We start from the raw sequence: 14,038 nt of genomic DNA, 5'->3' as shown, positions 1-14,038 counted from the left end.
CCCGAGGGCGTCTCCCAGCCGGCGCTATCCTCCACCGGTGACCGGGAGTCGTACGAGGGAGGAAGCCGGCATGATCGGGATGGTGCTCGCGGCCGGGGCGGGGCGCCGGCTGCGCCCGTACACCGACACCCTGCCCAAGGCCCTCGTGCCGGTGGACGGTGACGTGACGATCCTCGACATCGCGCTCGGGAACCTCGCCGAGGTGGGGCTCGACGAGATCGTGATCGTGGTCGGGTACGCGGCGGACGCCGTCCGCAGCCGGCAGGCGGAGCTGGAGAAGCGGTACGGCGTGACGCTCACCCTCGTGCACAACGACAAGGCCGAGGAGTGGAACAACGCGTACTCGCTCTGGCTGGCCCGGGACTGGTTCAAGCGGGGCGTGCTGCTCGTGAACGGCGACACCGTGCACCCGGTGAGCGTCGAGAAGACCCTGCTCGCCGAGCGGGGGCCGGGGATCCTGCTCGCCGTGGACACCCTCAAGCCGCTGGCCGAGGAGGAGATGAAGACCACCTTCGACGCGGCCGGCCAGCTCACCCGGATTACCAAGATCATGGATCCGGGCGAGGCGTACGGGGAGTACATCGGCGCCACGCTGATCGAGCCGCAGGTGGCCGACGCGCTCGCCGACGCGCTGGAGACGACCTGGCGGCGCGACCCCAACCTCTACTACGAGGACGGCTACCAGGAGTTCGCCGACCGGGGCGGCGAGGTGCGGGCGGCCCCCATCGGGGACGTCTCCTGGGTCGAGGTCGACAACCACGCCGACCTGGCCCGCGCCCGGGAGATCGCGTGCCGCTACTAGCCCGGACCGTCAACACCCCGTTGCTCATCGAGGTCCGGCGGGGCGCCGTGGCCGACCTGGGTCCCCTGCTCGCCGACCGGCGGATCTCCTCCGGGGGCGACGTCGCGGTGGTCGTCGGCCCCGGCCAGGGCGAGAAGATCGTCGAGCTGTGCCGGCCCAGCCTCGGCTCGGCCGACGTGTTCACGGTGGCCGGCGGCACGATCGACGCCGCGAACGAGCTGGGTGACCGGCTCCGCGCGCGCTCGTACGACGCGGTGGTCGGCATCGGCGGCGGGAAGACGATCGACACCGCCAAGTACGCCGCCACCCGCTACGGCATCCCCGTGGTGACCGTGGCCACCTCCCTCGCGAACGACGGGATCGCCTCGCCGACCGCCTCGCTCGATCACGAGGGCGGCAAGGGCTCGTACGGGGTGCACATCCCGATCGCGGTGATCGTCGACCTGGACTTCGTGGAGAACGGCCCGGACCGGCAGACCCAGGCGGGCATCGGGGACGCGGTGAGCAACCTGAGCGCCTGCGCCGACTGGGAGCTGGCCCACGAGGTACGCGGGGAGCCCATCGACGGTCTCGCCGTGACGCTGGCCCGGTCCGGCGCCGAGGCGCTGGTCAACCATCCCGGCAAGATCACCGACGACGGGTTCCTCACGACGCTCGCCGAGGCGCTGATCCTCGGCGGCCTCGCCAGCTCGGTGTGCGGGTCGACCCGGCCGGCCAGTGGCGGCGACCACGAGATCTCGCACGCCATCGACCACCTCTTCCCGGGCACCGCCTCTCACGGCGAGCAGGCCGGCCTCGGCGCGCTGTTCTGCACCTTCCTGCGCGGGGAGCCCGAGCGGTTCGGGCAGCTCGCCCACTGCCTGCACCGGCACGGCCTCGCCACCACCCCCGCGGAGCTCGGGCTCACCGACGAGCAGTTCGTCGACGCGGTGATCTTCGCGCCGCGTACGCGGCCGGACCGCTACACCATCCTCGAACACCTCGCGCTGTCGCCTTCCGACGCCCGGGCGCGGCTGGCAGACTACGCCGGTGCAATCCGCGATTACCTTGGCTGACACCTCCCGTCCCACTGCCGGCCACTTCCACCGGACGAACCGCGGCGGCGGGCTGTTCAGCGAGTCGATCAGCCAGTGGGTGGGTGCCGCGTTCGCGGTCGCCGCGCACCGGCTCGGGCTGCCCCCGACCGCGCTGACCCTCACGAACCTGGTGCTCGGGCTCGCCACCTCGGTCACCGTGGTCGCGCTGGCCGGCCCGGTCGCCGACGGCACGGTGCCGGCATGGGTGGTCGGGTTGCTCGCGCTAATCGGCTGGCAGGTGGCGTACGCCCTGGACTGCGCCGACGGCCAGCTCGCCCGGGTGACCGGCCAGGGCAGCGCGGCGGGCGCCCGGGTCGACGTGCTCTGCGACGTGGCGGCCCAGATCGCCCTGGTCGCGGCGCTCTCCGCGACCACCGTGGCGCAGCATCCGTCCACCCCGGTCTGGCTGGTCGCGGCGTTCGCCGGCACCTGGATGGTCAACCTCGTCACGTCGGTGATGCAGGCGGGCCCCAACGCGGCGAGCATGGTCACCTCGACCTCGCTGCCGGTCCGGCTCGTGAAACTGGTCCGCGACTACGGCGCGGTGATCTTCGTGGCGGCGCTGGTCCTGCTGTTCGCCCCCGCCCTCACGCTCTGGGTCGTGGTGGCGTTCACGGTCGTGAACGGCGGCTTCCTCCTGGCGAGCATCGCCTTCAGCGCCCGCGCGTCCCTCCGCTGACCTCAGCAGCTCCTCCGCGGGCGGGTCAGGCGCGGCTCGGGGTGCGGGACAGACCGGCGTAGATGCCGACGAGCTGTCCGGTGACCACGTCGGGGTGGAAGGTCCGCTCGTAGCGCGCCCGGGCGGCCGGCGCGAGCGCGGCAGCCCCGGCGCGGGCGAGCGGCAGGGCGGCGGCCAGCGCGGCCGGCTCCGGTGCCACCACCCAACCGGCCTCTCCCGCCTCGATGCCGGCCGGCATCGGCGACTTACCACCCCCGGCGACGGCGGAGGCCACCTCGGCCGGCCCGGTGCCGGCCGGCTCGCGGGGAGCGTCCGCCCCGACCAGGTACGGAATGCCGCCGAGCGCGGTGCCGAGCACCGGCCGGCCGCTGGCCAGCGCCTCGATGATCACGGTGGGCAGCACGTCGTGCCACATCGACGCGGCGATGACCACGGCGCTCGCCTCGACCGCCGAGCGCACACCGGCCCGGTCGAGCTGGCCCAGGTAGACCACGTCGGGGCGCTCGGCGGCGGCAGCCTCCACCAGCGGGCGCAGCTCGCCGTCGCCGGCCACGCGCAGCGTGCCCAGCGCCCCCACCGGGTGCCGGCGCCAGGCGTCCAGCAAGAGGTCCACGCCCTTCTCCGGAGAGAGCCGGGCCATGTAGAGGAACCCGTCGCCCAGCGGCGCGGGCCGGCCCGGGTCCGGCACGGCGTTCGGCTTCACCACGATGCGCTCGTCCGGGATCCCGTAGTCACGCAGGTGGTCGGCGATGGCCGTGGTGAGCGCGACGTACCGGTCCACCGACCGCCAGGTGCCCCGGTGCACGGCCAGGGTGGTCGCCATCAGCGCGCTCTGCGCCGCCGAGTCCCGGTAGCAGCGGTGCTTGATCGCCGGCACGCCGAGCGTCCGGCCCCGGCAGTCCTGGCAGATCACGCCGTCCCGGAAGTAGATCCCCGAGGAGCAGACCTGCCGGTAGTTGTGCACGGTCTGCACGACCGGCACGCCGTGACGGTGGGCGGTCCGCACCACCCAGGGCGAGAGCAGCGGGTACGGGTTGTGCAGGTGCAGCACGTCCGGCCGGTGCTCGGTGATCAAGCGGCTCAGGTCGTGCTGGGCGCGCGGGGCCCAGATCGGCGAGATCGGCAGCAGCGCCTTCGCCGCGGTCGACATCGACGGGATCTCGTCCGAGCTGCGGAGGAACGGCACCACCTCCACGCCGGCCGCGGTGAGCTGGGCGATCTCCGCGTCGACGATGGTGTTCTCCCCGGACGGCTGAGCCTCCCGGTACCGGTTGTGCGCCACCACGATTCTCACTGAGCTTGCCTTCCGTTCACGACTGTGCCGGCTCCTGCTCGCGCCTGCGGGGCTCGCAAACTCACTCCTCACGCTCGCGGCAGGGATTCGCAAGCTCATTCCTCGCGCTCACGCCAAAGGAGGCTACCGTTGTCTCGTGCCCGAACTACCGGAGGTCGAAGCGCTCGCGGGTTATCTGCGCCAGCGCGCGGTGGGCCGGCGCGTCGACCGGCTCGAGGTCGCCGCGATCAGCGCCCTGAAGACGTACGACCCGCCCCCGACCGCGGTGGCCGGCCGGGCGGTGGTGGACGCGCGCCGGCACGGCAAGTTCCTCGACGTGATCTTCGACGGCGATCTGCACCTGGTGGTCCACCTGGCCCGGGCGGGCTGGCTGCACTACCGGGAGGCGTTCCCGTCGGCGGCGCCGCTGCGCCCCGGCAAGGGTCCGATCGCGCTGCGGGTACGCCTCGACGACGGCTCCGGGTTCGACCTGACCGAGGCCGGCACCCAGAAGAAGCTGGCCGCGTACCTGGTGACCGACCCGGCGACCGTGCCCGGGGTGGCCAAGCTCGGCCCGGACGCCCTCGCCGCGGACCTCGCCACGTTCACGGAGCGGCTGCGCAGCCGGCGGGGGCAGGTCAAGGGCGTGCTCACCGACCAGGCGGTGCTGGCCGGGGTGGGCAACGCCTACTCCGACGAGATCCTGCACGCGGCGAAGCTCTCCCCGTTCGCGATCACCGACCGGCTGACCGACGGGCAGCTCGCCGAGCTGCACGCCGCCACCCGGCAGGTGCTCGGCGACGCGGTCACCCGGTCGCTCGGGCAGCGGGCCGCCGAGCTGAAGGGCGAGAAGCGCTCCGGGCTGAAGGTGCACGCGCGCACGGGCCTGCCCTGCCCGGTGTGCGGCGACACCGTCCGGGAGGTCTCCTTCGCCGACTCGAGCCTCCAGTACTGCCCGACCTGCCAGACCGGGGGGAAGCCCCTCGCTGACCGTCGGCTGTCACGGCTCGTACGGTGAGTAAGGCCACGCGCCGGTTACGGAGCGAAATCGGCGGGATAACGCGACAAGTCCCGCTCGGTGGCTCTACCGAGGCCGCCATCCATCGGTATAGTGGCTCGGTCCCCGGCTTCTGATATGGCGTGGAGCCGGCCAGATCCCGCCGGCACCAGCGGGGCGCGGAAGTCCTTCGGGTCCGGCGCCCGGTCGGGCCCCGCGTGGGAGACTGGGACGGTGGGCGACTCGGGCCCCTCACGAGGAGTGAGCGGCGCGTGTCATGCGGGAGGACATGGGTTGAGGTGACGACAAGCCTCCAGCGCCCGGTAACCAACGAAGGCCGGAGCAAACTCGTGCGGCACGTCGACAGCTTCGAGATCCAGCCGCCGACACCGCCGTCGCACAACGGCGTACCCCGGTCGGCGTGGGCACGGGCCCGCCGACGCGTCTCCCGTTGGCATCGCCCCTACACGACCATCCTCCTGCTCCTCGACTTCGCGGCGGCCGCGTTCGCGAGCTTCACCGCGATCCACACGTTCGACCAGGCCCGCGCCGGCTTCTACAACGCCAAGAACGACCCCACCTGGTTCTTCACGGTGGCGTTCGTGCTGCTGCCGCTGGGCTGGGTGGTCATCCTCTGGGGCAACCGGGCGTACGACCGGCGCTACCTGGGGCTGGGCCCGGACGAGTTCAAGCGGGTGATCCGGGCCGGGGTCGCGGTCGCGGCCACGGTCTCCTTCCTGGCCTTCGCCACCAAGACGGACCTCTCCCGGTGGACCGTCGGCACCGCGCTGCTCGGCGCGCTGCTGCTGATCCTGCTCGGTCGCATCCTCGCCCGGTTCGTGCTGCACGTGGTGCGCCGCAACATCGGCCAGGGCGGTCACCGGATGATCCTGGTCGGCACGCTGCCCGAGTGCCTGGAGGTCTACACGGCGGTCACCCGCAACCCGGCGGCCGGGCTCGTGCCGGTGGCCATCCACCTGACCGACGGCTACGCGGCCGCCCGCGGCATCCAGACGCCCGTCCCCGTGTACGCCGGGCGCGACGTGCTCGCCCTGGTGCGCGAGGTGGGCGGTGACACCATCGCGGTGTGCGGCTCGGCCAGCGCCGAGCCGGGCGAGCTGCGCCGGCTCGCCTGGCAACTGGAGGGCTCCGGCGTCGACCTGGTCGTCGCCCCGCAGCTCACCGACATCGCCGGTCCCCGGGTGCACATCCGCCCGATCGAGGGCCTGCCGCTGCTGCACGTCGAGGAGCCGACCCTGTCGGGTCCGGCGCTGCTGGCCAAGAACCTGATGGACCGCGTCGCCGCCGGGCTCGGGCTGCTGGTGCTGGTGCCGGTCTTCGTGGCCATCGCGGTGGCCATCAAGATCTCCGACCCGGGGCCGGTCTTCTTCCGCCAGCCCCGGGTGGGCCACGAGGGGCGGACGTTCCGGGTGTGGAAGTTCCGCACCATGTACGTCGACGCCGAGGAGCGCCTGGCGAGCCTGGTCGACCAGAACGAGACCGACGGCATGCTCTTCAAGATGAAGCAGGACCCCCGGGTCTTCCCGGTGGGCCGCTTCCTGCGTGCCTCCTCGCTGGACGAGCTGCCCCAGTTGATCAACGTGCTCTGGGGCGAGATGTCGCTGGTCGGGCCGCGCCCGCTGCCCGCCGACGACGGCGACTTCCTGGGCGACGTGCGCCGCCGGCTGCTGGTGCGGCCGGGCATGACGGGTCTCTGGCAGGTCTCCGGCCGTTCCGACCTCTCCTGGGACGAGGCCGTCCGGCTGGACCTCTACTACGTCGACAACTGGTCGCTCGCGTACGACCTGAGCATCCTCTGGCGGACCGTGGGCGTGGTGCTCGCCCGCAAGGGCGCGTACTGACCCCTTGGCGGTGGGGCCCGGAGCCGACAGGATCTGGGCGTGGGTGGCAACCTCTCGGCCGTCTTCGGCGTCGTCTCGCTGGTCACCGCGCTCGCCGCGGCCCTGTTCGCGGTCCTGCGGCTGCGCGCCCGGCGGGGCATCGCGACCGCCACCCAACGCGCCACGTACGAGGTGCTGCACACCGCCGGCCTGGCCGCCGAGCCGCTGCGCGCGGGCCTGAGCGTGGCGGGCGCCGCGAAGGCCGTACGGCATCTGCGGACCCTCGTGGGCGCGGTCGGGCTGGCCCTCACCGACCGGGACCGGCTGCTCGCGCTCGACGGCCGCGGCGGGCACCACGGCGAGCAGCTGCTGGGCGCGGCGCGGCGGGCGGTGGCCACGGGCCGGTCCACGGTGCTCGGCGAGTCGGAGCTGAGCTGCGACCGCGTCGACTGCCCGGTGCGGGGGGCCGTGGTCGCGCCTCTGACCGGCACCGACGGGCGGGTGGTCGGCGCCCTGGTCGCGGTCGCCGACGGTCCGCCGGCCCCCGGCCTCGTGCAGGCCACCCTGGAGACCGCGCACTGGGCCGGCAACCAGCTCGCCCTGGCGGAACTGGACTCGTCCCGGGAGCGGCTGGCCCGCGCCGAGATCCGGGCGCTGCGGGCCCAGATCAGCCCGCACTTCATCTACAACGCGCTGACCGCGATCGGTTCGTTCGTCCGCACCGACCCGGAGCGGGCGCGGGAGCTGATCCTGGAGTTCGCCGAGTTCACCCGGTACTCGTTCCGGGCGCACGGCGAGTTCACCACGTTGGCCGAGGAGCTGCGCTCGATCGACCGCTACCTCACCATCGAACGCGCCCGGTTCGGCGACCGCCTCCAGGTGCGGTTGCAGATCGCCCCCGAGGTACTGCCCGTCACCCTGCCGTTCCTCTGCCTGCAACCGTTGGTCGAGAACGCGGTCCGGCACGGGTTGTCCCGCAAGCCGGGCACGGGCATGGTGAGCATCGAGGCCCGGGACGCGGGTGCCGAATGCCACATCACGGTGGAGGACGACGGGGTGGGGATGGATCCGACGACGCTGACCGCCGGCATCGCCGAGCTGGCCCGCAGCACCGGCGACCCGGGGGAGGACTCGGGCCAGCACGTCGGGCTCTCCAACGTCGACGAGCGGCTCCGGTCGGTGTTCGGGGACGGCTTCGGGCTCGTCGTGGAGACCGGGCTGGGCTCCGGCACGAAGGTGAGCATGCGGGTGCCGAAGTTCCATCCGGGTGTACGGGCCGGTTCGTGAACGAGCGGGTGGGCGCGGTGAGCGGGACGGGCTTCCTCCGGGTGCTGGCGGTCGACGACGAGCCGCCGGCGCTCGACGAGTTGGCGTACCACCTGCGGGCCGACCCGCGGGTGGCCCGGCTGCACACGGCGGGGGACGCGACCGAGGCGCTGCGCCTGCTGCGCGACGGCGACGTGGACGTGGTCTTCCTCGACATCCGGATGCCCGGCCTCGACGGGATGGAGCTGGCCCGGGTGCTGCGCCGGTTCGCCCGGCCACCCGCCATCGTCTTCGTGACCGCGTACGACGACGGCGCGGTCGACGCGTTCGACCTGGGCGCCACCGACTACGTCCGCAAGCCGGTGCGCGCGGAGCGGCTCGCCGAGTCGCTGCGCCGGGTGATCGGCGCGCGGGTGGTGCCGTCGCATCCGGCCGCGCTGGCCCGTGCCGAGGAGGATCCGACGATCCCCATCGAGCTGGCCGGCACCACCCGGATGCTGCCCCGCTCGGCGGTGCGGTGGGTGGAGGCGCAGGGCGACTACGCACGGCTGCACACGGCCGACGGCTCCCACCTGGTCCGGGTTTCGCTCGCCACCCTCGCCGAGCGCTGGGCGGACGCCGGTTTCGTGCGGATCCACCGGTCGTACCTGGTGCAGTTGAAGCTGATCGCCGAGCTGCGGCTGGTCAACTCGGGCTACGTGGTGGTGATCGACGGCACCGAGCTGCCGGTCAGCCGCCGGCACACCCGCGAGCTGAAGGACAAGCTGGTCCGGGCGGCCAAGCAGGACTGGAGCCGCTAGGTCGGGAATAGTGGCGCTTGGTCGTACGCTGTACGGTAGGCCGTACGACTCGCGAGGAGGCACCGTGTCCGATGCGCCGTTCGACCCTGCCACCGAATTCGACCGCCAGGTGGGGCGCCTGGTGGAACTCGACTACCCGAGCCTCGCCGGTATGACCGAGAACCGCTTCCGGGAGCTGGTCCACCCGTTGCGCCCCGCGGCCGTGGCCGGTGCGGTGGGCCTGCCGGCCCCCACCGAGGGGCGGGTGCCGTTCCTGCTCGTGGTCACCCGTGAGCTGATCGGTGTCGAGGAGCGACTCGCGCTCACCACGCTCGCGGGCAAGCGCAAGCCCGGCTTCCTCGACCGGCACTACGCCGAGGGCGACCTGGCCCGCTTCGACCCGATCAAGGAGTTGGAGGTGCCGGAGGGGCCCGCGTACCTGCTCTTCGACGCCGACCGCGGCGAGGAGACGCTCAACCTCGCCCCCTCGTCGGCCATGGAGGTGATCACGGGGCAGGACCGGCTGCCGCTCACCATCGACGAGGGCCTCGCGCTCGTCACGCTGTACCCGGCGGCGCTCGCGAAGAACAAGTGCTTCTCGCTGGTCGGCTCCCGGTGCGGCGACAAGCGGGTGCCCGCGATCTGGATCAGCCAGGGTGCGCCGAAGCTCGGCTGGTGCTGGTACGGCAACCCGCACACGTGGCTCGGCTCCGCCTCCGCCCGACCGGAGCGCGCCGGGCTGTCCTGAACCCTCCGGCATCGGATCGTGGACAAAGGACGGGTGAGCCGTCGCACTCCTGCCCTATCCTCCCCGTGCCGATTCCGTACGGGGCGCAGGGTCGGTGCGGGCGTCGCCTGCTCGGACGCCCCACCACCCTCACGTTGGGACGCAGATGCGCCTTACTGTCGCCCGCCGCGCTCTGGTGGCCGGCGCCGTCACGGCAGCGCTGGTGCTGCCCGGTGCGGCGCCGGCCCAGGCCGCGGAGACCGGGTCGGTCAGCGGACGGCTGACCACCAGCACCGGTGTCGCCGCCACCGAGGTGCCGATCAATGTGTACCGCGCCGACAGCTACGACCACGCCGGCTCGGCGATGACCGACGCCGACGGCAACTACACGGTCGCGGGGCTCGCCGCCGGGTCGTACGTCGTGGGCTACTACGCCGACGGTCTGCCCGAGCAGTACTACCACCACAAGTCCACGCCCTGGGACGCCGATCCGGTGACGGTCACCGCGGGCGCCACCACCCGGGTCGACGAGCAGATGCGCGCGACCGGCACCATCACGGGCCGGCTGACCGACGTCGCCGGCAACCCGGTCGTGGACATGTACCTGCAGGCCAGCGAGGTCGACGGGAGCAACTCGGCCAGCGGGCGCACGGACGAGCAGGGCCGGTTCGCCATGAACGCCCTGGCCGGCCGCTACCGGGTCAGCTTCCAGCCCATCGAGGGCTCCTACCAAAGCCAGTACGTGCCCGGGAAGCTCGACGAGGAGGCCGCCGCCGTCTTCGAGGTGACGGCCGGGGCGGAGACCACGGTCGACGACACGGTGCTTCCGGTGGGCACCCTCACCGGACGTTTCACCACCGCGGCCGGCGCACCGCTGACCAACGCCGACGTCAACGTCACGACCGTCAACATGTACGGCGGCGCGTCTACCCAGACCGACGCCGACGGCGAGTTCCGCGTGGAGCTGCTCCAGGGCTCCTACAAGGTCGGGTTCATGGCGGGTGACCGCCAGCAGTACTACCGCGGCAAGCTCCTCGCCGAGCAGGCGGACACGGTCACCGTCACCGGTGGCGCCACGACCACGATCCGCGACAGCCTCCTCGGCACCGGATCCGTGACGATCTCCGCGGTCGACTCGGTGACCGGTGCGCCGGTCGCCGACTTCTGCGCCGAGTCGGTGTGCAGCAACGGCACCGGCCGGCTGACCGTCACGGGCCTGCCGCAGGGGCAGCACGACCTCTCCCTCTACGCACCGAACGGCCGGTACTTCTCCCGGGACCTGACCGGCGTGCGGGTCCGGGCGGGTCAGACGACCCCGCTCACCGTGAAGCTGCGGCCCGGTGCGGTCATCACCACGACCATCGTGGACCGGCAGACCGGTGCGCCGGTGCCGGACGTCTGTCTGGACGCGTTCCTGCCCAAGCAGGCGGCTCTCACCGACGGTCACGGCGAGTGCAGTGACCGCACCGGTCGCATCTCGGTGGGCCCGCTGCGGACGGGCAGCTACAAGCTGTTCGCGGCGCCGCAGGAGACGACGTACGGACGGCAGTGGGTCGGCGCCGACGGCGGCACCGGCGACGAGCGGCAGGCGGTCGTCGTGGACGCGACGGCGGGTCAGGTCGCCACCGGCCCGCAGGTGCGGCTGGACCGGGCGGGCTCGGTGACCGGCACGGTGACCGACGCCGCGACCGGGAAGCCGGTGCAGGGCATCACCGTGTCGGTGCTGACCGGCCACCCGGGTGCCGGGGTCGACGACGCCACGACCGACGAGAACGGCGTCTACACCCTCGGCCGGCTGGGCCCGTACGCCTGGCCCGTGGTCTACTCCGACGCCCAGTACGCCATCGAGTGGTCCGGCGACAAGCCCAGCCGGTTCACCGCCACCCCGGTGACGGTGACCGCGGGCGGCACCGCCCGCCAGGACGCCCAGCTGGACCGGGGCGTCTCGCTCACCGGCACGTTCCGCACCCCCGACGGCGCGCCGTACACGGGTGGGTTCGTCGTCGCCCGCAGCGCCGACACGGGTGACATCGCGGGCAGCGGCTGGATCACCGACGGCCGGTTCGAGATGCGGCTCAAGGGCCGCCAGCGGGTCTTCTTCACGTACGACGTCCAGCTCGGCGACCAGCAGCTGAGCGGCCGCTACCTGGTCACCGAGCCGGACGGCACCCGGAAGGTGGGGCTGTTCACCGTGCCGGCGACCGGCAGCATGTCGGCGGAGCTCGTCGTACCGATCGGCTGACGACCGGCGGGGGCGGGGTCCGTGGCGACGCCACCGACCCCGCCCCTCCCCGTCGGCCATCCACCGGTTATCCACAGGGGTGACGCGTTCTCCACAGGTTATCCACAACCCGCGCTTGACATTCCGCATGATCGGGCGAGACTGCCGGGGTGGCCGCCGCCGTCGATCCGATCCCGGTCCCCCCGGCCGGGGAACCGCCCGGGCCACCCGGTCCGGCGCCCTCCGGCGGCCACGCGCGGGTCGACGTCCCGCAGCCACGGGCGCGGGTCGTGCTGGCCGAGGTGTCCGGCCGGGAGGATCGCGCCGACCGCACGCGCACCGAGCTGGCCCAGCAGACCCGCGTCGGCGAGGCGCTCGTCAAGGGCCTGGTCCGCGCCCAGCTCGCCCTGGCGTTGCGACTCTCGCTCGTGGTGATGATCGGGCTCGGCGGGCTGCCGTGGCTGTTCGCGATCGCGCCCTCGGTCGGCCGGGTCACCGTGCTCGGTGTGAACCTGCCGTGGCTGCTGCTCGGCGTCGCGAGCTTCCCGTTCCTCATCGGCGTGGGCTGGGCGTACGTGCGGCTGGCCGAGCGGAACGAGCAGGACTTCACCGACCTCGTCCAGCGGCCGGAGCGCTGAGTGGGCAACACGCTCGTCGTCCCGGCCATCGTCGCGGTCACGCTGGTGACCGTCGGCATCGGCTTCTACGGCCTACGCCTGGCCCGGACCACCTCGGACTTCCTCGTGGCGTCCCGGGTGATCAGTCCGACGTGGAACGCCGCGGCGATCGGCGGGGAGTACCTCTCCGCGGCCTCCTTCCTGGGTGTGGCCGGCCTGATCCTGAAGTACGGCGTGGACGTGCTCTGGTACCCGGTCGGCTTCGCCGCCGGCTACCTGGCGCTGCTGCTGTTCGTGGCCGCCCCGCTGCGCCGCTCCGGCGCGTTCACGCTGCCCGACTTCTGCGAGGTGCGGCTGGGTTCCCGGCGCCTGCGCATCCTGGCCACCGCCTTCGTGATCTTCATCGGCTGGCTGTACCTGGTGCCCCAGCTCCAGGGCGCCGGCCTCACGCTCTCCACGGTCACCGGCTCGGCGTACCCGGTGGGCGCCGTGCTGGTGGCCGTCGTGGTGACCACCAACGTGGCGCTGGGCGGCATGCGGGCCATCACCTTCGTGCAGGCGTTCCAGTACTGGCTCAAGCTGACCGCGCTCGCCGTACCGGCGATCTTCCTGGCGCTCCAGTGGCAGGCGGACGCCCGTCCGGCGGTGACACCGCCGGACGGCCCGGTGTTCCGCACCGCGACCACCGTCGTGGTCGAGCACCCGGCGACCCTCACCCTGCCCGACGGCGAGGTCCGGGAGGTACGCCAGGGCGAGGAGCTGTCCTTCGCTGCCGGCGACCCGGTGCCGCAGGTGTCCGGAGTGGCCACCGGGGCGGCCGACTGGCTGCTGCCCAGCACGGCGGGGGACGACGACCGCGGCCTCTTCGCCACGTACTCGCTCATCCTCGCCACGTTCCTCGGCACCATGGGTCTGCCGCACGTGCTCGTCCGCTTCTACACGAATCCGGACGGCGCGGCGGCCCGGCGCACCACCCTCGTCGTCCTCGCGCTCGTGGGCGCCTTCTACCTGCTCCCCACCCTGTACGGCGTGCTCGGCCGGATCTACACCCCGCAACTGCTGGTCACCGGCCAGACGGACGCGGTGGTCGTGCTCCTCCCCGGTGCCGCGCTCGGCCACGGCACGACCGGCCGGCTGCTCGCCGCGCTGGTCGCGGCGGGCGCGTTCGCCGCCTTCCTCTCCACCTCGTCCGGCCTGCTCACCAGCGTGGCCGGCGTGATCTCCACCGACGTGCTCGGTCGCGGCTCGGTGCGCGGCTTCCGGCTGGCCACGGTGATCGCCGGGGCGGTCCCGCTCGTGCTCGCGCTGAACGTGTCCGGCCTGGACGTCTCGCAGGTGGTGGGGCTCGCCTTCGCCGTCGCGGCGTCCAGCTTCTGCCCGCTGCTGGTGCTCGGCATCTGGTGGCGCGGGCTCACCGACCTCGGCGCCGCCGCCGGCGTGCTGGTGGGCGGCGGCGCGGCCATCGCGGCCGTGCTGGTGACGGTGGTCGGCCCGCCGCTGTCCGGTTGGCCGGCCACGCTCGTCGCCCAGCCGGCCGCCTGGACGGTGCCGCTCGCGTTCACCGTGACCGTGGTGGTGTCGATGGCGACCCGCCGTCGCGTACCGGCCGACGTGGGAGCCACCATGCTGCGCCTGCACGCCCCGGACACCCTGCGTCTCTAGGGTCGCACCGGCGGCGGTCCCGCAGCGGTACGACCCACGGCGGACCGGAGGTCATCCCGCGGCGGGATCCATCGATGGTCCCGGCCCGATACGGTCGG

General features: G+C 73.1%; 12 protein-coding genes. 11 read left to right on the top strand and 1 reads right to left on the bottom strand.

Going from position 1 to position 14,038, the window contains the following annotated elements; translation table 11 throughout:
- Positions 1 to 70: 70 nt before the first annotated feature.
- Genes ACSNOA_RS03030 through ACSNOA_RS03020 form a run of 3 tightly spaced genes read left to right on the top strand, consistent with a single transcriptional unit; the run spans position 71 to position 2,557 of the window.
- Positions 71 to 802, top strand: a complete 732-nt coding sequence (locus tag ACSNOA_RS03030; protein ID WP_436656203.1) for a sugar phosphate nucleotidyltransferase — start codon at positions 71 to 73, stop codon at positions 800 to 802.
- Positions 790 to 1,857, top strand: coding sequence for an iron-containing alcohol dehydrogenase family protein (locus tag ACSNOA_RS03025; RefSeq protein ID WP_436655972.1), 1,068 nt, complete (start codon positions 790 to 792; stop codon positions 1,855 to 1,857). Before ACSNOA_RS03030 ends, ACSNOA_RS03025 begins: the two co-directional genes overlap by 13 nt.
- Positions 1,832 to 2,557, top strand: a complete 726-nt coding sequence (locus ACSNOA_RS03020; protein WP_436655970.1) for a CDP-alcohol phosphatidyltransferase family protein — start codon at positions 1,832 to 1,834, stop codon at positions 2,555 to 2,557. Before ACSNOA_RS03025 ends, ACSNOA_RS03020 begins: the two co-directional genes overlap by 26 nt.
- A gap of 25 nt (positions 2,558 to 2,582) precedes the next feature.
- Here ACSNOA_RS03020 and ACSNOA_RS03015 read toward each other — a convergent pair whose 3' ends face one another.
- Positions 2,583 to 3,851 (bottom strand): glycosyltransferase, encoded by a 1,269-nt coding sequence (locus ACSNOA_RS03015; RefSeq protein ID WP_436655968.1) that lies wholly within the window; start codon positions 3,849 to 3,851, stop codon positions 2,583 to 2,585.
- 136 nt (positions 3,852 to 3,987) lie between these two features.
- Between ACSNOA_RS03015 and ACSNOA_RS03010 the strand changes: the two genes are divergently transcribed.
- From ACSNOA_RS03010 to ACSNOA_RS02975, 8 genes are all read left to right on the top strand, one after another.
- A complete protein-coding gene (locus tag ACSNOA_RS03010) occupies positions 3,988 to 4,848 on the top strand; it encodes an Fpg/Nei family DNA glycosylase (RefSeq protein ID WP_436655966.1) in 861 nt (286 codons plus the stop codon).
- A 329-nt stretch (positions 4,849 to 5,177) separates the two neighbouring features.
- Positions 5,178 to 6,689: a sugar transferase gene (locus tag ACSNOA_RS03005; RefSeq protein ID WP_436655964.1), complete on the top strand. Its 1,512-nt coding sequence runs from the start codon at positions 5,178 to 5,180 to the stop codon at positions 6,687 to 6,689.
- 39 nt (positions 6,690 to 6,728) lie between these two features.
- Positions 6,729 to 7,955, top strand: a complete 1,227-nt coding sequence (locus tag ACSNOA_RS03000; protein ID WP_436655962.1) for a sensor histidine kinase — start codon at positions 6,729 to 6,731, stop codon at positions 7,953 to 7,955.
- Positions 7,956 to 7,972: 17 nt separating this feature from the next.
- On the top strand, positions 7,973 to 8,734 hold the full coding sequence (locus ACSNOA_RS02995) for a LytR/AlgR family response regulator transcription factor (RefSeq protein ID WP_436656201.1): 762 nt from the start codon (positions 7,973 to 7,975) through the stop codon (positions 8,732 to 8,734).
- 64 nt (positions 8,735 to 8,798) lie between these two features.
- Positions 8,799 to 9,461, top strand: a complete 663-nt coding sequence (locus tag ACSNOA_RS02990; RefSeq protein WP_436655960.1) for a DUF5701 family protein — start codon at positions 8,799 to 8,801, stop codon at positions 9,459 to 9,461.
- A 145-nt stretch (positions 9,462 to 9,606) separates the two neighbouring features.
- Positions 9,607 to 11,682, top strand: coding sequence for a carboxypeptidase regulatory-like domain-containing protein (locus tag ACSNOA_RS02985; RefSeq protein ID WP_436655958.1), 2,076 nt, complete (start codon positions 9,607 to 9,609; stop codon positions 11,680 to 11,682).
- Positions 11,683 to 11,951: 269 nt separating this feature from the next.
- Positions 11,952 to 12,299, top strand: coding sequence for a hypothetical protein (locus ACSNOA_RS02980; RefSeq protein ID WP_436656199.1), 348 nt, complete (start codon positions 11,952 to 11,954; stop codon positions 12,297 to 12,299).
- On the top strand, positions 12,300 to 13,940 hold the full coding sequence (locus ACSNOA_RS02975; RefSeq protein ID WP_436655956.1) for a cation acetate symporter: 1,641 nt from the start codon (positions 12,300 to 12,302) through the stop codon (positions 13,938 to 13,940). It abuts the gene before it with no gap.
- The last annotated feature ends 98 nt before the right edge of the window (positions 13,941 to 14,038 follow it).

It is taken from the genome of Micromonospora sp. URMC 103 (assembly GCF_051386435.1).
GTDB lineage: Bacteria > Actinomycetota > Actinomycetes > Mycobacteriales > Micromonosporaceae > Micromonospora.
Note: the sequence above shows the minus strand (reverse complement) of the source record. Positions and strands in the feature narration are given on the sequence as shown.

Bases quoted from the DNA above. Each gene is read 5' to 3' on its own strand.
- ACSNOA_RS02985 (WP_436655958.1), top strand. From the start codon at position 9,607: ATGCGCCTTACTGTCGCCCGCCGCGCTCTGGTGGCCGGCGCCGTCACG.
- ACSNOA_RS03030 (WP_436656203.1), top strand. From the start codon at position 71: ATGATCGGGATGGTGCTCGCGGCCGGGGCGGGGCGCCGGCTGCGCCCG.